The organism is Thermoleptolyngbya oregonensis NK1-22 (assembly GCF_032705245.1).
GTDB lineage: Bacteria > Cyanobacteriota > Cyanobacteriia > Elainellales > Elainellaceae > Thermoleptolyngbya > Thermoleptolyngbya sichuanensis.
The window spans coordinates 4,698,377-4,720,461 of the sequence record NZ_CP053540.1 but is presented as its reverse complement, the minus strand read 5'-3'; the positions used below and the strand labels follow the sequence as shown (position 1 = coordinate 4,720,461).

At 57.1% G+C, this 22,085-nt stretch carries 14 protein-coding genes and 1 pseudogene; 8 read left to right on the top strand and 7 right to left on the bottom strand.

The genetic code is table 11. The features are described 5' to 3' along the window. Positions 1 to 166 precede the first annotated feature (166 nt). The 3 genes from HNI00_RS19700 to HNI00_RS19690 form a co-directional block, all read right to left on the bottom strand. Complete coding sequence (locus HNI00_RS19700; RefSeq protein ID WP_316788726.1) at positions 167 to 778, bottom strand: DUF6391 domain-containing protein; 612 nt, start codon at positions 776 to 778, stop codon at positions 167 to 169. Positions 779 to 968: 190 nt separating this feature from the next. Further along, complete coding sequence (locus HNI00_RS19695; RefSeq protein ID WP_316788724.1) at positions 969 to 1,847, bottom strand: hypothetical protein; 879 nt, start codon at positions 1,845 to 1,847, stop codon at positions 969 to 971. 249 nt (positions 1,848 to 2,096) lie between these two features. Continuing rightward, entirely contained in the window at positions 2,097 to 2,729 is a 633-nt protein-coding gene (locus HNI00_RS19690; RefSeq protein WP_316788722.1) for a hypothetical protein, read from the bottom strand. A gap of 641 nt (positions 2,730 to 3,370) precedes the next feature. Between HNI00_RS19690 and HNI00_RS19685 the strand changes: the two genes are divergently transcribed. Both HNI00_RS19685 and gltB read left to right on the top strand, forming a co-directional pair. Then, positions 3,371 to 3,982, top strand: a complete 612-nt coding sequence (locus tag HNI00_RS19685) for a hypothetical protein (RefSeq protein ID WP_316788720.1) — start codon at positions 3,371 to 3,373, stop codon at positions 3,980 to 3,982. 834 nt (positions 3,983 to 4,816) lie between these two features. Continuing rightward, complete coding sequence (gene gltB, locus HNI00_RS19680) at positions 4,817 to 9,460, top strand: glutamate synthase large subunit (protein ID WP_420156402.1); 4,644 nt, start codon at positions 4,817 to 4,819, stop codon at positions 9,458 to 9,460. A gap of 123 nt (positions 9,461 to 9,583) precedes the next feature. Here gltB and HNI00_RS19675 read toward each other — a convergent pair whose 3' ends face one another. After that, positions 9,584 to 10,006 carry a DUF2721 domain-containing protein gene (locus HNI00_RS19675; protein ID WP_172354645.1) on the bottom strand — a complete coding sequence of 141 codons (423 nt, stop codon included), beginning with the start codon at positions 10,004 to 10,006 and terminating at the stop codon, positions 9,584 to 9,586. A 311-nt stretch (positions 10,007 to 10,317) separates the two neighbouring features. On the opposite strand from HNI00_RS19675, the gene HNI00_RS19670 reads away from it, so the two are divergent. The 5 genes and pseudogenes from HNI00_RS19670 to HNI00_RS19650 all read left to right on the top strand — a co-directional run bounded on the left by HNI00_RS19670 (position 10,318) and on the right by HNI00_RS19650 (position 17,896). After that, complete coding sequence (locus HNI00_RS19670) at positions 10,318 to 10,524, top strand: RNA-binding S4 domain-containing protein (protein WP_172354643.1); 207 nt, start codon at positions 10,318 to 10,320, stop codon at positions 10,522 to 10,524. A 211-nt stretch (positions 10,525 to 10,735) separates the two neighbouring features. Continuing rightward, positions 10,736 to 13,324 carry a bifunctional aconitate hydratase 2/2-methylisocitrate dehydratase gene (gene acnB / locus HNI00_RS19665; RefSeq protein WP_316788715.1) on the top strand — a complete coding sequence of 863 codons (2,589 nt, stop codon included), beginning with the start codon at positions 10,736 to 10,738 and terminating at the stop codon, positions 13,322 to 13,324. A 90-nt stretch (positions 13,325 to 13,414) separates the two neighbouring features. Further along, a pseudogene (locus tag HNI00_RS19660) lies at positions 13,415 to 14,050 on the top strand (Uma2 family endonuclease). A gap of 783 nt (positions 14,051 to 14,833) precedes the next feature. Then, complete coding sequence (locus tag HNI00_RS19655; RefSeq protein WP_316788711.1) at positions 14,834 to 17,302, top strand: aerolysin family beta-barrel pore-forming toxin; 2,469 nt, start codon at positions 14,834 to 14,836, stop codon at positions 17,300 to 17,302. A gap of 378 nt (positions 17,303 to 17,680) precedes the next feature. Continuing rightward, a complete protein-coding gene (locus HNI00_RS19650) occupies positions 17,681 to 17,896 on the top strand; it encodes a ssr2422 family thylakoid membrane protein (protein WP_316788709.1) in 216 nt (71 codons plus the stop codon). A gap of 18 nt (positions 17,897 to 17,914) precedes the next feature. Here HNI00_RS19650 and HNI00_RS19645 read toward each other — a convergent pair whose 3' ends face one another. From HNI00_RS19645 to HNI00_RS19635, 3 genes are read right to left on the bottom strand one after another with little or no spacing between them, the layout of a single operon-like run. Continuing rightward, the gene (locus tag HNI00_RS19645; RefSeq protein WP_316788707.1) at positions 17,915 to 19,309 is read right to left on the bottom strand and encodes an O-antigen ligase family protein; all 1,395 of its coding nucleotides are present in this window, start codon (positions 19,307 to 19,309) and stop codon (positions 17,915 to 17,917) included. A 1-nt stretch (position 19,310) separates the two neighbouring features. Beyond that, positions 19,311 to 20,753, bottom strand: a complete 1,443-nt coding sequence (gene wbaP / locus HNI00_RS19640) for an undecaprenyl-phosphate galactose phosphotransferase WbaP (RefSeq protein WP_316788705.1) — start codon at positions 20,751 to 20,753, stop codon at positions 19,311 to 19,313. A 45-nt stretch (positions 20,754 to 20,798) separates the two neighbouring features. Continuing rightward, positions 20,799 to 21,908 (bottom strand): glycosyltransferase family 4 protein, encoded by a 1,110-nt coding sequence (locus tag HNI00_RS19635; RefSeq protein ID WP_316788703.1) that lies wholly within the window; start codon positions 21,906 to 21,908, stop codon positions 20,799 to 20,801. Between HNI00_RS19635 and HNI00_RS19630 the strand changes: the two genes are divergently transcribed. Beyond that, a complete protein-coding gene (locus tag HNI00_RS19630; RefSeq protein WP_316788701.1) occupies positions 21,907 to 22,038 on the top strand; it encodes a hypothetical protein in 132 nt (43 codons plus the stop codon). The genes HNI00_RS19635 and HNI00_RS19630 overlap by 2 nt on opposite strands. Positions 22,039 to 22,085 lie beyond the last annotated feature (47 nt).

Below are 22,085 nucleotides of genomic sequence, written 5' to 3'. Positions count from 1 at the left end.
ATCCTGGGATAGTTGGGTTCAGAATAAAACCGTGTGAGCCTAGTCCAGAATACCCGGCGATCGCCCCTTCATTCCCAATGCAGCCTCCCAATACCGCTTCCCAATACAAGCTGCCAATGCAAGCTGCCAATGCAAGCTGCCAGTACAACCTGTTTGCTCTACTGTCCTAATCTACCCAGGTCACGCGCACAAAATGGGTTGGCTGTCCCCAGCGATCGCCCTGGTTTTCCACCGATAGAATCGCCAGGTTAAACGGAATTGCTGTCGTCAGGTAGCGCTGGGCGATTTGCCCTGCATCCGGCGCAATGCTCGCCGCCGCCGTTGCCGCCAGCCCCAGTCCCAAAATCTGCCCCAGCGGATCTTTGGGCAGCACCAGTTGAGCACCCATCAGCAGCCCCGCCGTCAGCAAGATGCCGACCGATAGATTCGTGCCGCAGCGGGGATGCACTGCCAAATCCCACTCGCCCCCCACCATTCGATGCAGCGCCGTCTGGGCTGCTCGCCGCAGTTGCTCGGTGTCCACCGCGCCGTAAATGTAGAAGCCCGTTTCAGTAGACATACCCCCGAGGCGATCGCCCATGCCGCCGTCTACCAACCCACCCGCCATTTCACTCAGCACCCACACCGTTGCATGTTCCAGTGCATGAACCTGGCGCACCGTCAGGAGTTCCTTTAACCCCGGCACAAACGAAAGCTGCCGTAAAAAATCAGCATCCTGCGTTGGCACAGGCGCAAAGCCGAAGGGCGCATGATTTGCGGTGGATGCAGTTGCAGTCATGACGATCTCCTTTAGAGAAAAAGCAGGCGTGTGCATTGAACTGAACTCTCTGCACACGCCAAGTTGCAAATAACGATGCAAAAGCTACGCGCAAAAGCTACGCAAAAATAAGTAACTAAAGCTAGCAAGTCAAACGCTGCACACAGAACCCTGAAATCGGTAGCGCTCCTGCAAGCAACTTAGACCCCAGCTACGCACCCGGCACAGGCGGCGGCCCACCCTGCCCCACAGCAATCGGCACCTCTATGCCATACTGCTCTAACACCACCACAGGTTCCTCAGAGCCACGATTCATCTCGATTCGCTTTACCAACACCTCACCATTCGACAACCGCTGCCCCACTCGGACATAGCGGCTAGTCGGTTCGTTGGGAGCCTGCACAATTGCGTGGGCTGTGTTGCCTATCTGAATGACCCCCATCACCTTAACCGCGCGGGCCATGGTTGGCTGAGGCGGCGGCGGCGGGGCCGGGCGCTGGGCCGGGCGGTTCAACGTTTGCCCCGTCAGGTTGGGAATTGGGGCCAGTTGCCCGGTTCCCGAAGGCGTGCCTGTCCCCGCTGCCCCGATTCCTGTACCCGTCCCCCCCGTACCCGCTTGACCACCAGGCAGAGACGGAACACGCCCCGTTGCCAGCGGCGGCACTCGCACACCCTGTCCCGCAGGTGTAACAAAGGGACGAGTCGTTGCCCCATTTCGATTTGGGGACTCAACCACCACTGGCGTAACCGTAACCTGGGCAAAGGGATCGGGGCGATTGCGCTGCACTTCTTGAACACGCGCTTGGGGATTGGTAGAAGCGATGAGTTCGGGGGGCAGCGTGCCCGCAGGCAGTCCAGGAGAGGGAGCAGTTGCCGTGGTTGGGGCAGTGGCAGGAGCCGCCGGAACCGCAGCCGGATCAGCAGGCATTGCGTTTGGATCGGCTGCTGCATTAGGGTCTGCGGGGGCATTTGGATCTACGACGGCTCCGGGTTCCGCAGGCGCGTTGGGGTCTGCGGGCGCTGTCGCCGCAGGCTCTTCCGGCGCACTCCTACAGCTTCCTAGCCACAATGCAAGCGTTCCTAAAACCATAACCAGAGCAGTTCGGCGCATATCAGCCCCCAAAAAACCTACAATCCTCTACGACTCGTCCACAATGCCAATTTCAAGATGCTAATTCACCAACCCATAAACCTGACCAGACAAGCTTGATTAACCCGCCCTAACACAACTCATCTGCTGATATCTATTTCTGCTGATATCTATTAAAGATAATGCAGAAACTTCGGATTTGGCTGAACTTCATCGGTTTAGCGACCCGCAGGGTTCTGCTTTCAAGGACTAGCGCTGTGCGGCCTGCATGGGCAGCGAGAAGGGGAAGTTTGCAACGGGCTGCTGATCGCTGACGGAGCCTTCGATTGTGCGGGTTGTGCCTTGGACGAGCAGCGTCAGGTTAAAGGGGATGCTGCCACCGCCCCCGCCAGGGCAGCGAGTGAACAGATTCACTTCAATAGAAAACTGCCCCTGGGGTGCCCCGCCCGACGGCCAGAAAATATTTTCAATGGGGCTGGTGTTTTGCTCTCCACAGCCTGCGTTTGCGTCTACGTCGAGCTGGCCGCCAGAAGGCACACTGCGGTTGTAGTACGCAACTATGTTGCCCGATGGGTCGCGGACTGCCAAATCTAGGTCGTCAGTCGTCGTCCACCGCAGCGTGACCTGAATATCGCCGGTGCCGAGGGTTGGTGTAGAACTGGCTTGGGCTGGGGGCGTAAAGGGCTGAGCAGAGGGGCAAATATCAGATAGGTCGATGAGCCGACCCGTTTGGGTGATCATGAAACAACCCTGGCGCTCCTGAGCCAGTCCAGCGGGCATAGCCACTCCTAGAACAGAGGCCGCAGCGGCGATCGCCAAGAGCCATTGGGCAGAGACAGGGATCGGAGTCGGGAAAGGGGTGGGTAAGGTGAATGGTTTCATGGGCTTTGGGCAAGTTGCAAGGGTGTTGGTGCTAGGGTTCCCATTTTGATTTAGAAGAGTTGCACTGGATTGAGATGCGGGGTGCTAGAGCGGATCAGGTGGAGAATTGAGGGCTGCGGAAAATTTGCACAGACTGAAAGCTGGAATAACACCCAACTTTTAGCGCAGAAGTTGCAGATTTTTTCAAAAAAACTGGATCTCTTGCTCAAAGATGAGCTAATGTTTGGTAGTTAAATCTTATTAGATGAATCTTTCTCCAGAAATCCATTCCCCTTTTTTAAAATTGTTTCAACCCTAGCGGCTCAAGTTTTTGCTCAATTGTCCCCGTTTTTTTTAAGTTGCAGCCTCAAGGCGCAAAAAACTTTTTTCACTGGCGACTTGCTTGGGTGCTGAAACTATGCCCAGTAGCCTTTATAAAAGGTGCCCAAGGCGCTAACTTTTAAGAAGCAGGGATAATTTTGGGTTGCTGTTTGGCTATGTATGGACTTTTGTAGCTCTACTAGCTTGCAGGGCTACCCTATAGATTCTTGAGACTAATCCTGAAGCTGTAAATTCCAAGTTTGCAAATTCCGAACCCCCGACCTGATTTGAAAACTACTGCCCAACTATTGCCCAGCGCTTTGTAGTGTGAGGAAATTGGTATGAACCGTTGCGCCGCCTTCTTTTCCCGCAGTTTTCGCCAGCTTCATGCAGCGCTCGATACACTATCAATTGCCCGGTTCAGAGCCGTGCTGGGGGGGGTGGCCCTGTCGGGTGGGCTGTCGCTGGTGGCGATTTCCGTCGGGATCGCCTCGCGAATCGCCCCAGCACAGGCACAGGCGGCTTACGGCAGCTACGTGGGGATTGGCGGCTCCTTTGGATTAACCGAAGGCGACGATGCGTTTGGCGAAGATTCGGCTTCGGGGGCGGTGATTGCGGCCCGCTATAAGCTGCTGCGAGTGCCTCTCTCCATTCGGGCACAGTTGCTATTGAGCGATCGCAGCGCCTTTGTGCCAACGGTTTCCTACGATATTCCGCTGAATTGGCAGACAGATTTGTACTTGGGCGCGGGCGCGTCTATCATGCTGGGCGGTGGTGACGATACTTCGCCCATCGGCAACCAGAGTAGCTTTGTTCTGCAACCAGGCATTGACCACGCATTGCCCAACAGCAATTTGGTTCTCTTTGGCAACGCAATTTTTGCCTTTGATGGCTACGACGAAGGCAACAACGCCGCGATTTCAGTGCAGGGCGGGGTTGGTTTGCGCTTCTAGACTTTGTGCTTCTGGGCGTTGCATTTCTGGACTTTGTGCTTCTTGACTTTGGGCGGCTCGCGATCGAAGTTCTGAAATCTATGCACCCGTGAAAAGGGACATACCGAGTGCCGTGCCGTATGTAGGCATCGCGAGATCTTGGTTTAAGAGGGTGTTTGAAAAGGTATCGCCTGTAATGTTAAGCACTCAGAGATCCCCCCTAGCCCCCCTTAAAAAGGGGGGAAATCGCCTTAAAGTCCCCCTTTTTAAGGGGGATTTAGGGGGATCTTGCACGCTTTGCTACAAACAGTAGGACTTTTCAAACATCCTCTAATGTGCAGTTCTGAAAGGCACGCGGGATTTCAGTTGCAAAATCCGCATCGCTTCACCTAGAATTCATACTCTATCCTGATAGGTAGATATTCCAAACTGAAACAGCAGGGGGGTCGCTGGCGATCGCCCTTTATTTGACACTGCGCCAGTTTCTCAGCGTGCCCTCTCTCAAAAGTTGGATCAAAACCTGGGCATAGTGTTACGTATGCGTCTCTCCAGAAAGAAATCCAATCCTAGAGTGGAATAGCTGGAGGCGGTTGCGATCGTTTGGGTGGAGGGCTTTGGTAGTTGCCCCTGTACGGGTTAGTGCAGCGCGAACCGTCTGAGGTGGGATAGAGGAAATGGGCGCTGGCTGGGATTGCTGAAGCTAGAGGCAGGTTAGTGTTGCTTGGGCGGGCGGGTTGAAACGCTCACCAGTTCAACACCCCAAAGCCTAAAGCAGTTTGGAGATCGGGTTTGGTTTAGGGTTATTTCAGGGTTATTACAGAACAGGTCTTTTCGTTGAAAGTTGCTATGGGTGGAATGGGCGTGAACCAAAACGAATGGATGGGGCAGGGAACCACGGGCTATGCGGGACAGCGGTGGCTGGTGGAAGAGCGCGATGCTTGTGGGGTCGGGTTTATCGCCGATTCTCAAGGTAGAGCAAGCCATGACCTGGTGCAGAAGGCGCTGGTGGCGCTGTCTTGCATGGAGCATCGGGGGGGCTGTAGCGCAGATCGCGATTCTGGCGATGGTGCAGGGCTGATGACGGCAATTCCCTGGGCGCTGATTGGCGAGTGGTGTCAGTCGGAAGGAGTCCCCTTGCCTGCTGCGGAGAATTTTGGACTGGGGATGGTGTTTTTGCCGCAGTCTGAGGCGGCAGCGGCGATCGCCCGCGACCTGGCCACCAAAGTTTGGACGAAGTGCGGATTGAAGATTCTCGGCTGGCGCAAAGTGCCCGTCCAGCCAAGCGTGCTGGGTGTCCAGGCGCGAGAAAACCAGCCGCAAATCGAGCAAGTGCTGGTGCAATCGGCCGACTCTGGCGACGACTTGGAGCGCGACCTTTACTGGGCCCGCAAGCGTATTCTGTCCGTGCTGGCGGATTATCAGGGCGAGTATGCCGAGGCGCTTAAGGACTTCTACGTCTGCTCTTTCTCGAACCGCACGGTTGTTTACAAAGGCATGGTGCGATCGGCTGTGCTGGGCGAGTTTTATCTGGATCTACAAAACCCGCTCTATACCAGTACGTTTGCTACCTACCATCGCCGCTTTAGCACCAATACTATGCCCAAGTGGCCGCTGGCTCAGCCGATGCGCCTGCTGGCCCACAACGGCGAAATCAATACGCTGCTGGGCAATATCAACTGGATGATGGCGCGGGAGGCGGATCTCAGTCATCCGATTTGGGGCGATCGCCTGGAAGACCTGAAGCCCACCGTCCGCCCAGAAAACAGCGACTCCGCCAACTTGGATAACGTGATGGAACTGCTGGTGCGCTCTGGGCGCGATCCGCTGGCGGCGCTGATGATGATGGTTCCAGAGGCCTACAACAACCAGCCGGATCTGGCCGATCACCCTGAAATTGTCGATTTTTACGAATACTACAGCGGCATTCAAGAGCCGTGGGACGGCCCGGCGCTGCTGGTGTTTGGTGATGGCAAGAAGGTCGGCGCGTCGCTGGATCGAAACGGCTTGCGACCCGCCCGCTATGCGATTACCCGCGATGGCTATATCGTCGTGGCATCAGAAGCGGGGGTAGTGGAATTGCCAGAGGCAGAAATTGTAGAAAAAGGACGGCTGGGCCCTGGACAGGCGATCGCCGTTGACCTGCAATCCCACGAAATTCTGAAAAACTGGGACATTAAGCAGCGCGTTGCCCAGGCCCAGCCCTACGGCGAGTGGCTTAAGCAAAATCGCCGGGAACTGGAGCCACAGCCTTTCACCACCGAATCCTACCTGGACAGCGTTGCCCTGCTGCGCCACCAGACTGCTTTCGGCTACACCTCCGAAGATGTGGAAATGGTGATTCAGGACATGGCGCAAAAGGGCAGTGAGCCAACCTTCTGCATGGGCGACGACATTCCCCTGGCAGTGCTGTCTGAAAAGCCGCACCTGCTCTACGACTATTTCAAGCAGCGCTTTGCCCAGGTGACAAACCCGCCCATCGACCCGCTGCGCGAAAAGCTGGTGATGTCCCTGGCGATGGAACTGGGCGCACGCGGCAACCTGCTGGATGAAAAGCCAGAATACGCCCATCTGCTCAGCCTCAAGTCGCCTGTGCTGAACAACGCGGAGCTAGACTTTATCCGCAACTCGGAGTTTGAAACCGCCAGTCTGTCTACCCTGTTCAACATTTCCGCTGGGCCCGACGGGCTGCAACAGGCGGTGAATGACCTCTGCCAGCAGGCAACGGCAGCCGTGCGGTCGGGCAAGGCGGTGCTGATTTTGAGCGATCGCCTCTCGTCTAACGGTTCCCTCACCACCCTCAGCGCCAACACCAGCTATATCCCGCCGCTACTGGCCGTGGGCGCAGTGCATCATCACCTGATCCGCCAGGGCTTGCGGATGCGGGCCTCGCTGATTGTGGACACGGCCCAGTGCTGGAGTACCCACCACTTCGCCTGTTTGATTGGCTATGGAGCCAGCGCCGTATGCCCTTACCTGGCGTTTGAGACGGTGCGCCACTGGCACGCCGATCCCAAGACCCAAAGCCTAATGGAGCGCGGCAAGATTGATGCGATTTCGGTGGAAAAAGCGCAGCAGAACTACCGCAAGTCGGTCGAGTCGGGCCTGCTGAAGATTCTCTCGAAGATGGGGATTTCCCTGCTCTCCAGCTATCACGGGGCACAGATTTTTGAGGCGATTGGCATTGGCGGCGACCTGCTGCACCTGGGCTTCTATGGCACGGCCTCGCGGCTGGGCGGGCTGAGTGTGGCGGATTTGGCGAACGAGGTGCTGTCCTTCCACAGTCGCGCCTTTCCAGAGCTATCGGTCAAGAAGCTGGAAAACATGGGCTTTGTGCAATATCGTCCCGGCGGCGAATATCACATGAATAGCCCCGAAATGGCGAAGCACCTGCACAAGGCGGTGGAGTCTAAGAACTACGACCACTACGAGCTGTATCAGAAGTATCTAGAAGAGCGGCCCCTGACGGCGCTGCGCGATCTGCTGGACTTTAAGAGCGATCGCCCTTCGATCCCGCTCGACGAAGTAGAACCCGTTTCTGAAATCGTCAAGCGCTTCTGCACGGGCGGTATGTCCCTGGGGGCGCTGTCGCGGGAGGCGCACGAAACGCTGGCGATCGCCATGAACCGCATCGGCGGCAAGTCCAATTCTGGTGAGGGCGGCGAAGATCCCGTGCGCTACAAGGTGCTGGACGATGTAGACGGCGACGGGCTATCGCCCACGCTGCCCCACCTGCGGGGACTGAAGAATGGCGATCGCGCCGCCTCTGCGATCAAGCAAATCGCCTCTGGCCGATTTGGGGTTACGCCCGAGTATCTGATGAGCGCCCGTCAGCTTGAAATCAAGATGGCGCAAGGGGCCAAGCCCGGTGAAGGCGGCCAACTTCCGGGGCCGAAGGTCAGCCCCTACATTGCCATGCTGCGCCGCTCGAAGCCCGGCGTGACGCTGATTTCGCCGCCGCCCCACCACGACATCTATTCCATTGAAGACCTAGAGCAACTGATCTTCGACCTGCACCAGATCAATCCCCAGGCGCAGGTGTCGGTGAAGCTGGTGTCGGAAGTGGGCATTGGCACGGTGGCGGCGGGCGTGGCCAAGGCGAACGCCGACATTATCCAAATCTCCGGCCACGACGGCGGCACGGGCGCATCGCCGCTGAGTTCTATCAAACACGCAGGTAGCCCGTGGGAACTGGGGCTGACTGAGGTGCATCGCGTGCTGATGGAAAACAAACTGCGCGATCGCGTGCTGCTGCGCGTCGATGGCGGCATCAAGACGGGCTGGGACGTGGTGATGGCAGCGCTGATGGGCGGCGAAGAGTTTGGCTTTGGCTCCATCGCTATGATTGCCGAAGGCTGCATCATGGCGCGGATTTGTCATACCAACAACTGTCCCGTTGGCGTGGCCAGCCAGAAAGAGGAACTGCGGAAGCGCTTCCCCGGCACGCCAGAACACGTCGTCAACTTCTTCTATTTCATTGCCGAAGAAGCGCGATCGCTCCTGGCCCGGCTGGGCTACCGCTCCCTCAACGAGATCATCGGCCGCGCCGACCTGCTGAAGGTGCGCGACGGTGTGGCGCTGACCAAGACCAAGGCGCTGGATCTGTCCTGCCTAATTAATCTGCCCGATACTCGCGAAGACCGCAGTTGGCTGGTTCACGAGACGGTTCACAGCAACGGCCCCGTGCTGGACGACGAAATTCTGTCCGATCCCGCAGTCCAGGCGGCGATTCAAAATCAAACCACTCTCACTAAGTCTGTCGGCGTGGTCAACACGGATCGCAGCGTGGGGGCGCGAGTGGCGGGGGCGATCGCCCGGCAGTATGGCGACACGGGCTTTGCCGGACACCTGACGCTGGAGTTTCGGGGCAGTGTGGGCCAGAGCTTTGGCGCGTTCAACCTCCCCGGCATGACGCTGAAGCTGGAAGGCGAAGCCAACGACTACGTGGGCAAGGGGATGCATGGCGGCGAGATTATCATCCAGCCGGCGGCGGCGGCCAGCTTCGACCCGGCCAGCAACGTGATCGTCGGCAATACCTGCCTCTATGGGGCAACAGGCGGCACCCTGTTTGCCAGCGGACAGGCGGGCGAGCGCTTTGCGGTGCGGAATTCCCTCGGTCGTGCCGTCATCGAAGGCGCAGGCGACCACTGCTGCGAATACATGACGGGTGGCGTGATCGTCGTGCTGGGCAGGGTCGGGCGCAACGTCGGCGCGGGCATGACGGGCGGACTGGCCTACTTCCTGGACGAAGACGGCAGCTTCCCCAGCAAGGTGAACCCGGAGATTATCAAAATCCAGCGCGTCACCAGCCCCGTCGGCGAACAGCAGTTGAAAGACCTGATTGCAGCCCACGCCGATCGCACGGGCAGCGCCAAGGCCCAGCACATCCTGGCCAACTGGGCAACCTATCTGCCCCAGTTTTGGCAGGCGGTTCCTCCGTCGGAAGCCAACAGCCCGGAAGCGGTTTCGGCGGAAGATAAGGTGCTGACGACTACGCCGTAGCGTGGGACTGCGATTCAAGCGGCCCGTCTATCGGAGCGAGTGATGGAGTGACGGAGTGGCGTGCATTACTCCAACACTCCATCACCCCATCACCTTGCAGAACCCGTCACGTTTGATCCACACCTAGAAATAGTCGGGCGATCGCCCTCGTTCTCGCTCCTGTTCTACATCCCGCAGATGCAGATCGAGGGCGACGACCGAAAGCTGGATTTCCCGCAGCGACAGCGCCAGTGAGATCAGCATCATCACCAGGCTGACGGCAAACATCCACCGGCCCGCCGTTTCAAACCCCAGAAACAGCAGCAGAATGCAAATCACGCTGAACAGCAAACTCGCTGCCCCCCACGCCTGCATATTGCGAATCAGCTTGATGCGGTAGCGCAGACTGGCGATTTCCTGCCGCAGCATCGGGTCAGGCTTGCTCTGGTGGCTGGCGTGCAGGTTGCGGATAATGCTGGCCAGCGCCACAAAGCGGTTGGTGTAGGCCAGCAGCAGCAGTGAAATCGTGGGAAACAGGATTGCAGGAGTGGTGATGTCGATATTCATCGGCGCAAAACGAGGAAACCGAGAGTGCGGTAAAACGAGGATCAGCGATGATGACGGGAGGGACTCTCGTAGAGTCTCAGGTGTAGTGTCTCAGGTGTAGCGGGCTTTTCACTGTATTCCGGTTGCTAAGTATTCCGGTTGCTAGGTATTCCGGTTGCTAAGTATTCCGGTTGCTAAGTATTCCGGTTGCTAGGTATTCCGGTTGCTCGGTGTTCGGGCTTCTATCCCCCTCAACGACGGTTCCCGCCAAAATCGGCAATCTAAAATCCAAAAGGGATATCCCCCTTGACTTTTTTTAACTTTCTCTTCTTATGGACAATCCTCCTCCCGAAACCATCCGGCTCGATCAGTTTCTGAAATGGGTACAGGCGGTGCCCACGGGCGGCGAAGCCAAGGTGCTGATTCAGATTGGCGAAGTTAGCGTGAACGGGGCAGTGGAAACCCGGCGCGGACGGAAACTGGTAGAGGGCGATCGCGTTTCGATAGCAGGCGAAGAGTTTGTGGTGAATTTGCAGTGAGAGAGAATGAGGGCCTGACCTGTTCCTTTAGACCCTATCCTCAAACTGCTCACCAATAACTCTCGCCACGTTAGCGTAGAGATAAGATGTTGCTCTTGAAATTAGTGCGCCTGAAATTAGTTCGCTTGAAATCGGTTCGCTTGAAATCCGTTTAACATCGGTTTAACATCATTCACGCCCTTTCGCTGGTGTTTGGGAGCAAGAATTAATCATGCTGGAAGCCTATCGTAACCATGTCGCAGAGCGAGCAGCGCTGGGGATTCCGCCGCTGCCGCTGTCTGCTGAGCAAACGTCCGAATTGTGCGAACTGCTGAAGCATCCACCGGCGGGTGAAGAAGAATTTTTGGTGAGTTTGCTGCGCGATCGCATTCCGCCGGGGGTTGATCAGGCGGCCTACGTAAAGGCGGGATTTCTAACGGCGATCGCCAAGGGAGAAGCCACCAGCCCGCTGATCTCGCCCCAATACGCCACGGAACTCCTGGGCACGATGATGGGGGGCTACAACGTGCGATCGCTCATCGACCTGCTGCACTCGCCCAATGCAGAGGTCGTTGCCACCGCCACTGCCGCCCTCAGCAAGACGCTGCTGATCTACGATGCGTTTCATGACATTCAGGAACTAGCGGAAAGCGGCAACGAATCAGCCCAGCAAATCATGACCGCCTGGGCCAATGCAGACTGGTTCACCAGCCGCCCGCCGCTGGCCGAAGCCATCACGGTGACGGTGTTCAAAGTGCCCGGTGAAACCAACACCGACGACCTCTCGCCCGCGCCCCACGCCACCACCCGCCCCGACATTCCGCTCCACGCGACGGTGATGCTGGAAAGCCGCCAGCCGGGATCTCTCGAAACGATTGCAGAACTGAAGAAAAAAGGACATCCTGTGGCCTACGTCGGGGACGTGGTGGGCACGGGGTCTTCTCGCAAATCCGCCACCAACTCCGTCCTCTGGCACATAGGCACAGACATCCCCTTTGTGCCCAATAAGCGCACAGGCGGCTATTGCCTGGGGGGTAAGATCGCGCCTATTTTCTTCAATACGATGGAAGACTCTGGTGCATTACCCATCGAGTGCGACGTGACGAAGATGGAAACGGGCGACGTGATCACCATCTATCCCTATAAGGGCGAAATCACCAATGAGGCGGGCGAGGTGATTTCCACCTTTACGCTCAAGCCCGACACCATTCTGGACGAGGTGCGGGCAGGCGGACGGATTCCCCTGCTCATTGGGCGATCGCTCACCGACAAAACCCGCATGGCCCTGGGGTTGCCCCCCAGCGATTTGTTCATCCGCCCGCAAATGCCCGCCGACACAGGCAAAGGCTTTACCCTGGCGCAAAAGATGGTGGGCAAGGCCTGCGGTCTTCCGGGCGTGCGCCCCGGTACGTCTTGCGAACCAATCATGACCACCGTTGGCTCTCAGGACACCACCGGCCCCATGACCCGCGACGAGCTAAAGGAACTCGCCTGCCTGGGCTTCAGCGCCGACCTGGTGATGCAGAGCTTCTGCCACACTGCCGCCTACCCCAAACCCGTCGATATCAAGACCCACCACAGCCTGCCCGACTTCATCACCTCTCGCGGCGGCGTGTCTCTGCGTCCTGGCGACGGCATCATCCACTCCTGGCTAAACCGGATGCTGCTGCCAGATACCGTGGGTACGGGCGGCGACTCCCACACCCGCTTCCCATTGGGCATTTCCTTCCCGGCTGGGTCTGGGCTGGTGGCCTTCGCGGCTGCGCTGGGCGTAATGCCGCTGGACATGCCAGAGTCGGTGCTGGTGCGGTTTAAGGGCACGCTGCAACCGGGCGTAACGCTGCGCGACGTGGTGAACGCAATTCCCTACGTTGCCATTCAGCAGGGCAAGCTGACGGTTGCCAAAGAAAACAAGAAGAATGTCTATTCCGGTCGCATCATCGAAATGGAAGGACTGCCGGATCTGCAACTGGAGCAAGCCTTTGAACTGACGGACGCAACCGCCGAACGCTCCGCCGCAGGCTGCACCATCAAGCTGAGCGAGGCCACGGTGGCAGAATATCTGCGGTCCAATGTGGCGCTGCTGAAGAACATGGTGGCACGGGGCTATGGCGATGCCCGCACGATCCTCCGCCGCGTCCGCAAGATGGAGGCATGGCTGGCCAATCCCTCGCTGATGAGTGCTGACCCCGATGCAGAATATGCCGACATCATTGAGGTAGATCTGGATCAGATCAAGGAGCCGATCGTAGCCGCGCCCAACGACCCCGACAATATCAAGCTGATGTCGGAATGCGCGGGCGACCCGATTCACGAGGTCTTCATTGGCTCCTGCATGACCAATATCGGCCACTATCGCGCCGCGGCAAAGGTGCTGGAAGGCGCGGGCCCGGTGAAGGTGCGCCTGTGGATTGCCCCGCCCACCCGCATGGACGAACAGCAGCTTCGCGAAGAGGGCTATTACGGCATCTTTGCCGCAGCAGGGGCCCGCACGGAGATGCCCGGCTGCTCGCTCTGCATGGGCAACCAGGCCCGCGTCGATGACGGCGTGACGGTGTTCTCCACCTCCACCCGCAACTTCAACAACCGCATGGGCAAAGGCGCACAGGTCTACCTGGGGTCGGCAGAATTGGCGGCGGTCTGCGCCCTGCTGGGTCGTATTCCGACCGTAGAAGAATACATGGAGATCGTGACGAAGAAGATCGACCCGTTTGCCAGCGACCTCTATCGCTATCTCAACTTCGACCAGATTGTGGGATTTGAGGACGAGGGGCGGGTGATTCCCAAAGAGGAAGAAGCGAAGCTCGTTGCGTCGATCTGACGCTGATTGCGGCTGCGTTTCGCTTGAGCAACTTTCTCTAAGCTAGAGTTGGGGCAGGCAAGGCTTGCCCTGACTTTTGGCTTTTTGGTGATGATGCAAGCTGAAGAGAAACGGTTTTATACGCCCGATGAGTATCTGGAACGGGAGGTGAGTTCCGAGCTTCGGCATGAGTATATCAACGGGGTCATTGTTCCTATGACGGGTGGAACCCCGGAGCATAATGAAATGGTCAGCATTTTGAATGCTGCGTTGCGGGTGAGCCTGAAGGGGCAGCCCCACAGTATCTTTGCCTTTGACCAAAGACTCTGGATTCCCGATCGCCAACTGTATACGTATCCAGAGGTGATGGTGGTGCCACGTCCGCTGGTTCGGCAAACCGGGCGAAATGACACGCTGACGAATCCGATGATGATTGCTGAGGTGCTTTCAAAATCGACCAAAAGCTACGATCGGGACGAGAAATTTTTAGCCTATCGCACGATTCAGACCTTTCAGGAATACCTGCTGATTAATTAATACACACGTCATGTTGAGCAGTATTCCAGAACAGATTCGTTTCGATGGGTGTTTACAGAATACGACCGTGCAGAGGCCCGTATTTTGCTAGCGTCGATTCCCTTTGAGATTCGGTTAGCGTTAGTGTCTCGATTTATTCACCACCGTCAAAACGACCAAAGCAAGAGTGACCATGCTGTCAGGGTTTTAGAGATTGCCAGATCGAGGTGACGAAAAACTAAGGACACTAACGGGAAAATTCATCACCAGCGCGTAAGCCTAAGAGTATCTAATGATAGTTCTGCGAGAGGTAGATCAGGCAGTGCTTACCCCGGTTTTTGGATTTTCTTAAACCTGGGTTAATCTAAAACCTTGATAAAATCGCCGGGCAATCTTTAAAGACTCGCGGTATTATCCAATCACCGTAGATTTTTCAATCGCCCTCTAGCCTTGCCTCATTTGATATGCCAATAAACTAAAGAGAAAACGCCTAAAGCGAAGATTCAAGCTCGCTTCAGGCCCATTAAGCATAACCAAATCTTCTTCAAGGCTAGTTCATCGTACTGTTCGAGCTTTAGTCCTGTGTAACGTTATCTTGTCTGTCGTTCGTTCAGACGTTTGCTCAGGAACCTCTCCGTCTTTTAGGACTGTATTTTGTCAGGGGTTTAGCTTTGTAAAATGCTTGAACAAAATTGGAGTAGAAATCTGAATTGCAGGCTTGATCAATCGCTGAAGGCAGACTGAGCAGTCGATTGAACAGCTAGCGAGTCATCAAGCCACAACTGCACAGAAAACAGGATGTTCAGTCATGTGCTGATTGCTCCGGTTTGAGCCTAAGTCCTCTTAGAAGGGCAGCTTTAAGCCATTTTTGGCGGCTCGCCATTCTAGTTTTTCCATTCACCTGTAGGGAGCATCCAAGCCATGAGAACACCAAACAAATTTGCCCATTCGATCAATTCTCCAGCCGTTTCAAGAAAGTTGGCTCTGGCTAGTGTGATGCTCTGGAGTGCCACCTTGGTCTTTGCTGCACGCCTTTCGGCTAGCCCCACCGGGCCCAATACTTGGAGAGTAACGAACAATAATGACAGCGGGCCGGGTTCTCTGCGTCAGGCGATCGCTGATGCGGCTGCTACCCCCGGTCTGGACCTAGTAGATCTGACAGGGGTGTCGGGGGCGATCGCGCTGAATAGCACTCTGCTCATAGCCGCAGGCAACGACCTGCATCTGCAAGACGACGGTAACACAACCCTCAATGGTCAAAACCTCGTGCAAATCATGACTATTGGCAGAGCCAACGTGAAGATTTCGGGCTTGACCTTTGCCAACGGACTGGCACAAGGCGGCAACGGCATCAACGGCGGCGGCGGTGGTCTGGGCGCAGGCGGGGCGCTATTTCTCGATACAGGAAGCGTTGTCACGCTGCATAATAGCCGCTTTATCAACAACAGAGCCGTCGGAGGCAACAGCATCATTCTTGGTTCCTCAACCAATCGCCACTATAGCGGCGGTGGCCCGAACTATCAGCCCGACGGGATTGCAGGCGGTATTGGCGGCGGATTAAACGGCAGCAATGGCGCTGGCGGGGGGCATAGCGGCGGGCGTAGTGGGCGCAACGGCAACCCGGGCGGGAAAGGGGCAGATGGTGAATTTGGCAGCGGCGGCGGTGGCGGCGGCGGTGGCGGGGCTGCAACCGGCCGCGGAGTTGCGAAAGACCATGCAGGTAGCGGTGGTTCGGGCGGAAACGGCGGATACGGTGGCGGCGGCGGCGGTGGTGGTGGTGGTGGTGAAGACCGTGACGATTTGTCTAGAGCAGACTATGGCGGTGGTGGCCCGGGCGGCGCAGCGGGAGCCTATGGTGGAGTGGGTGAAGCAGGTCAAGCTGGGAACACCGGCAGTAAGGTTGCCGGTCGGGGCGGCGGGGGCGCTGGATTGGGGGGTGCTATTTTTGTCCGGGAGGGGGCGACACTAATCCAAGACTTTGGAATTACCTTCCAGGGCAACAGTGTAGCAGGGGGCACGAGCTTTCCTATGTTCCCGGTAGAGGGCGCTGAATCGCGCAACGGCAAGGCGGCGGGTCAGAATGTTTTTTACCAGAATGGGCAAGGTGACTCAGAGCGATTGCTCTTGTTGCGAGACAACACAGCAGCGATCGCCCCAACGAACTTGACGGCACAAAACCTGACTGAAGTGGCCAATCAGGTCGTCAGAAATCCCGAAATTGTCCGCCAACTAGCACATCTGGCCCACGCTCTGGGCTTTGCCTATGCCGCAGGCTCCAGAAGCCAGTACGTGGGGGACGATTTTGAAATCATCAACACGGGCACTGTGTCCAGCCCCAGCTATGTCCTACGCGCTCGCTATAACGGCACAGACTCCTTTGCTTCCGGGCTAGGCGCAGACAAGCGGCTATCTATAACGCTGAGCAACTTTCAGGTAGCCATTGATCCGGGATCATTTCGGTATGGCACGCCGCGATCCGGTCTTGGTACGCCAATTATCGCCACCTCCTATACTGCGACCAATGCTGACCCTTCCCCTGGCACTATCCGCAGAAACCTGACCTACAGTGTTTCTGAAGCTGTGCTCCACAGCACTACTTACAAGTTCACACAGGGGCTAAAAACTACGCTGAGTCTACAGATTCCCTTCACTGTGGATCAGAAGACCGAACTGAGCATTGCTGCGGAGCAAGGCTGGACAGATAGCCGGACGGAAACTCGCACGATTACAGATTCATCCGAATACAGCGCTCCTATCTCACCCCGCTCAGAGAGAACCATTGATGTAGTGGCTATCCAAACCTCTTCTAATGTGGACTATAGCGCGATCGCCAAAGTCAGCTTTGATATCTCCTACAGCGGTACGCTGAGATCCAGCGACAATGCCCGAGAAGATAGCCCTACCGGTCGCCCTGAGGTCACTATCAAGCTCAGCACCGATCAGCTTGAAGGTATCAATAACGCTGATTTGAGTAACGTCACAGACAATCACGGAAAGCGGTACATTGCCAATCAATTCTTGACCCCCTACGCTGAATACACCCGCAGTTTCTTTAAGGCAGGTATCCTGACACCGCTCAGCGGCACTTTTACCAATGTGGCAGGCACATCTGTTTCGATTGTTGCTCGTCCTGAACGCTCTCTCGATGCTACACTTCCTGCTGTTGTAGGCAATACTGCAAATCCATCCGGCGCAGTGTTGAGTCAAATCTTTAGCCGACCCATCAATGCTGCCTCAGTCTTGTCTGTGCCAAATAATGCTACCCAGGGCGTATGGCAATTTTCTAACGATGGTACAACTTGGCTACCTGTGCAAACTGGACAGTCTCTATCGGGTAATGCCTGGGTTCGGTTTTTGCCTACGGCCAACTATCGCGGCACTCCTGAGCGACTAAGGGTGAAATTTGATGTCGATCCCGAGCGGTTTGAGCGATGGATCAATGTTATCGTCTCTGGGCCCGATGACGTTAATTCGGTGCAGTAAGCTTCGTTGAAGTTTTCCGCTGCTGTTCTGCAACGGAGTAGTGGAAAACTTGCCCCAGATACACTCGCCCTAGATACAAGAGCATGACCAGAGAACACTAAGGCGATCGCCCGTCCAGTACCCTCTATCTGGGTAGAGTACCGAATCCTCGATTTTTGGCGATTGGCGATTTATGTCTAGCTTTGGCAATCAGGGTAGGGGAGGTAAGGGCGATCGCCCTTCCTCCCGATTTGCTGCATGGTGCGGCTAGATTATCTGTGGCTAGATATTTAGAAGTAGACTGGTTGGGAAGAAATTAATTGGCAAATTGGCAATTGGCAAATTGCCAAGATTTTCAGCCACTCCCAGTCAAGAACTTGCGACCGACCCCAACGCCCTATGCAAGCCGCCGACACATCCGACAGTTTTCAAAAAGCAGTCCTAGAGCGTCTGGACACCCTCAAGGCAGAGGTAGACAGACTCAAGCAAGAACTGAGCCAGACGAATGTGCGCGTGGATGCCTGCCAAAAGGCATCGAATCAGGTGGTGATTCTGGCGTTTGGGCTGATTGCAACGGCAATGCTGACGATTATGGTCAGCACGGTTTTTCGATAGGAAGCCAGCGAGAGAACTCTAGGGTAGAGGCGAGGAATTGGCTGATCTTTTGGCAGCAAAACTAAAAATTCCTGCCAGCAGCACCCAGTTCAGCACGTTGACCCGCGAATCGTATAGCGGCACATCGAACAGCGCAAAGCCGACGCTGCTGAAGAAGCCCAAGACATAGCCAAACAAAATGCCACGCTCTGGGGCCTTCAGGCTTTTGGCCAGCAGTTGCCGCACACCCCGCGCACAGATCCGCCCCACCAGCAGCGTCAGCAGCAGCATTGCCGGAATGCCCGCCTCCGCTGCCAGGTTTAGCCACAGATTGTGGGCATGGGAGATGTCCTGAAAATCCGACAGGGCCATCAGGTCGGGCGTGAGGTACTGCGGATACACCAGCTTGTAGTTGCCCAGGCCCCAGCCGAGCCAGGGGTGGTCACCCACCATCTGCACCGCTGCGCCCCACAGTTTCGTTCGGGGGTCATCTGCCCAGGTCGCCAAGTCGAGCGATCGCCCGCCAATGCCAATCACCGCTGCGCCGCCGACCATCACCCCTAGCCCGCCCAGCGCCGCCGCCACGGTCTTCCAGCTAGACCGCGCCACCACCAGCGCAAAACACAGCAGTTGCAGCACCGCCAGCAGCAGGGCATTGCGCGACCCGGTGCAGAAAATGCCCAGCAGGTTGAGCAAGGTCGCGCCGGAAATCAAACGCAGGGGAACGGACTGGAGGGCAGTTGCCGCAGCGTTTTGTGCGTCGGGTTGGCGGTTTGACCAAACGGACTCTGCGGAGTCTGGCAGACTGTGTGGCACAACGTCCCGATCCAGCGCCAGCCGATAGAGGATCAGCCCCAACCCCAGCGCCATCACCAGCACCAAAAAGCTGCCCATTGCGTTGGGGTGGTCAAACATCACCATTGCCCGGCCTTTGTGGGGGGCGGATCGAATCCAGCGAAACAGCGGAAAATGCCGCCACCAAACGGGCATTCGGGGAATTTTGATAATGTATTCCACCAGGCTGATCAGGTTGATGGGAATGGCAACTAGAACCAACCCCAGGGCAATCTGGGCAAGCCGTTCAGCGCGTTTCAACAAGTAGGGCAGAATGGCGAAAAACAGGAAGTAGGGCAAAAAATTCGCCAGTTGCAGCAGCGCTTCGCCTCGATCGTAGGCAAATAGCGTGCTGAGCAGCAGCAGCCCGCTCAGTAGCAGCAGCCCGCCGCCCGTCACCCTGTCTAGCCCTGCCCGCCGAAACCACCACCACAGCCGTGCCGTCACCGCCACCATGCCCAGCAGCCCCAGATAGGAAACGTAGGGCATGGCCATCAGGCTGACCCAAAACAAATTCCACACGGACCCCCACACCGCCCGCAGCGAGAGCGCTTGCCCCCAAAACCGCATAGGTTCGCGTCTGGCTTTTTGCCCCGCCACGTTAGTAGGCTCCTTCGCCCGACAGCACCACCCACACCGTCCGCATCAGGATATACAAATCCAGCCACACCGACCAGTTGCGGACGTAGTAGGCATCCAGATTCACCCGCTCTTTGTAGGACAAATTGTTGCGCCCCGACACCTGCCACAGCCCCGTCAGCCCCGGCGTGACCTTTGTATACAGGGCAAACTTGTCGCCGTAGCGCGGAATCTCCTCATCCACAATCGGGCGTGGTCCCACCAGGCTCATTTCGCCGCGCAGGATGTTCCAAAGCTGGGGCAATTCATCCAGGCTGGTCTGCCGCAGAAACCGACCGACACGGGTAACTCGTGGATCGCGGCGGAGCTTGTGGTCGCGCTCCCAGGAACGGCGCAGCTTGGGGTGTGCTTCTAGATAATCGTGTAAGACTTGGTCGGCGTTTTGCACCATCGAGCGGAATTTCCAGGCTTTAAACGGTTCGCCATTTTGCCCGATGCGGGTCTGCCCGTAGAAAATGGGGCCCGGCGAATCGAGCCGAATTAGCACCGCAATCAGGATAATAAACGGCAGCACCAGCAGCCCGCCGAACAGGGTAATGATGCGATCTAGCGCAAACTTGACCAGGCGCGGCCCCGGCAAGAGCAACTGCTGCCGCACCTCTAGCCCCAGGATGCCGCCCATGTCTCGCGCCTCGACCCAGAGGCTAGAAAAGTCGAATAAATCGGGGATGACCAGCAGGTGAGCGAAGGTCTGGGTGTGCTGCTCGATCACGTCCAGCAGGCGGACGCGGGGCACACCGGGCATGGCCACGATGGCGTAGGGAATGCGGCGCGATCGCGCAATCATGGGAGCCAGATCAATGCCACCCATCACCGGAACCCCGTGCAGCGAGCCGTGCTTGGCGGGGTCGTCATCTAGCACCACCACCGGACGCAGCCCAATGCGGGGACGCTTTTGCAGCGTGCGAACCACCATTTCGCCCGTCTTGCCCGCCCCCAGCACCACGACGGGATAGCCCCACCAGCGCTTGCGGGCAAACCAGTGTCGTGTGAGCGATCGCCCAATCAGCACCAGCACGATAGACAATAGCCACGCCATCACAAAAATGCCGCGTGAGTAGACCTCGCCGCTTTGCCGCAAAAAAATCGTCACACCCAGCAGAAAATACACCAGGCTCGTGCCAATGGTGACGCAGCGGAACTCATCGACCGGACTTTGGGCCACGCCAGGGTATAGCCCAATCGCGGCATACACCAACACAAATAGCCCCATCAGCGGCAGCAGTTGCCAGTAGAGGAGCGGCTGAAACTTGCCATCTAGAAACCAGCGCAGATAGACGCTGATCGTTCCTGCCAGACTCAGCATCAGCAGATCGGAGCCAATCATTCCCACCAGCGTTGGAACGGTGCGGGTGGAAATGCTCAAAGCAGATAGCGCCGGACGTAGGGTTCGGTTAAGTTGCATTGCGTTCCGTTACTCCTCACGCTATTACTTTAGGGGATCTTTACCTCATCCCTGCTGAAATTTTGCCCACTGCTGATCTACAAATTGCGCTAGCTCGGCGCGAAAGCGTTCTGGGCTAAACCGTTCGGCGTTTTGGCGAGAGTCGTCGGGGTGAAACTGGAAATTGCCCGCTTCGAGCGATCGCACGGCCTCGACGATCGCCGCCACCGTCTGTTCCCGCAGCAAAATCCCCGTCTTGCCAGGAATCACCGTCTCCGCAGCCCCGCCCCGACCATAGCCGATCACGGGCGCACCCGCCGCCTGCGCTTCCACCATCGCAATGCCAAAGTCTTCCTCGGCCGGATAGACAAACGCCTTGCAGCGCTGCATGTGGTCGCGCACCACGTCATCGGGCTGTCGGCCCAACAGACGCACCGTGGGCCCCGCCAGGGCCGCCACGCGCCGAAATTCTGACCCGTCGCCAATCACCACCAGCGGCAAGCCCAGTTGTGTAAACGCTTCTACCACCAAATCGACTCGCTTGTAGGGCACAAACCGCGACAGCGTAAAGTAGAAGTCCTCGCGGGTTTCCGCTGGCGAGAACCGATCCACCGCCACAGGCGGATAGATCACCTCCGCAGGCCGCCGATACGTTTTCCAAATTCGACGAGCTACAAACCGGGAATTTGCAATGAAATGATCCACTCGATTCGCGCAGGCAACGTCCCACAGGCGCAGGTAGTGGAGAATTCCCTGGGCGATCGCCGCCTTGGGGCCCCGCAGCCGAGCTTCCTGAAAATACTGCTGCTGCATTTCCCAGGCATAGCGGATAGGCGTATGCACATAGCTAATATGAAGCTGGTCGGCGCGGGTCATCACGCCCTTGGCTACCGCATGGTGGCTCGACAAAACTACATCGTAGGGCGACAGGTCAAACCGCTCGATCGCCAGCGGCATCAGCGGCAGATAGGCCCGAAAGCGCGGATTAGCAAACGGCAAATACTGCAAAAACGAAGTCGTCACCGGGCGATGCTGAATAAAAAAGCGCAGATCCTCCGGCAAAAAATCCACCAGGCTGAACAAATCGGCTTCGGGATAAAGCTGCAACATCTGCTCGCACACCCGCTCCGACCCGGCATAGGTGACCAGCCACTCATGGACAACGGCAATCTTCATGGCACAGTCTTTCGCACGGGATAGCTCATGGGATCTGGGTGTGGCGCAGCTTGAATCGGTAGGCAAGGGGCTGGCGCGACAGGCTTCACGACGCGAGGTTTCCCCCGCTCCACCAACCCATGACACCTAGAGACGTAGCGCCTTAGAGTAGAGTATTATCATGCATCGAGTGTGAAC

Excerpts from the sequence above, each read along its gene's own strand:
- HNI00_RS19700 (WP_316788726.1), bottom strand. The coding sequence starts at position 778 with ATGACTGCAACTGCATCCACCGCAAATCATGCGCCCTTCGGCTTTGCG.
- HNI00_RS19695 (WP_316788724.1), bottom strand. The coding sequence starts at position 1,847 with ATGGTTTTAGGAACGCTTGCATTGTGGCTAGGAAGCTGTAGGAGTGCG.
- HNI00_RS19690 (WP_316788722.1), bottom strand. The coding sequence starts at position 2,729 with ATGAAACCATTCACCTTACCCACCCCTTTCCCGACTCCGATCCCTGTC.
- HNI00_RS19685 (WP_316788720.1), top strand. The coding sequence starts at position 3,371 with ATGAACCGTTGCGCCGCCTTCTTTTCCCGCAGTTTTCGCCAGCTTCAT.
- gltB (WP_420156402.1), top strand. The coding sequence starts at position 4,817 with ATGGGCGTGAACCAAAACGAATGGATGGGGCAGGGAACCACGGGCTAT.
- HNI00_RS19675 (WP_172354645.1), bottom strand. The coding sequence starts at position 10,006 with ATGAATATCGACATCACCACTCCTGCAATCCTGTTTCCCACGATTTCA.
- HNI00_RS19670 (WP_172354643.1), top strand. The coding sequence starts at position 10,318 with ATGGACAATCCTCCTCCCGAAACCATCCGGCTCGATCAGTTTCTGAAA.
- acnB (WP_316788715.1), top strand. The coding sequence starts at position 10,736 with ATGCTGGAAGCCTATCGTAACCATGTCGCAGAGCGAGCAGCGCTGGGG.
- HNI00_RS19650 (WP_316788709.1), top strand. The coding sequence starts at position 17,681 with ATGCAAGCCGCCGACACATCCGACAGTTTTCAAAAAGCAGTCCTAGAG.
- wbaP (WP_316788705.1), bottom strand. The coding sequence starts at position 20,753 with ATGCAACTTAACCGAACCCTACGTCCGGCGCTATCTGCTTTGAGCATT.
- HNI00_RS19630 (WP_316788701.1), top strand. The coding sequence starts at position 21,907 with ATGGCACAGTCTTTCGCACGGGATAGCTCATGGGATCTGGGTGTGGCG.
- HNI00_RS19635 (WP_316788703.1), bottom strand. The coding sequence starts at position 21,908 with ATGAAGATTGCCGTTGTCCATGAGTGGCTGGTCACCTATGCCGGGTCG.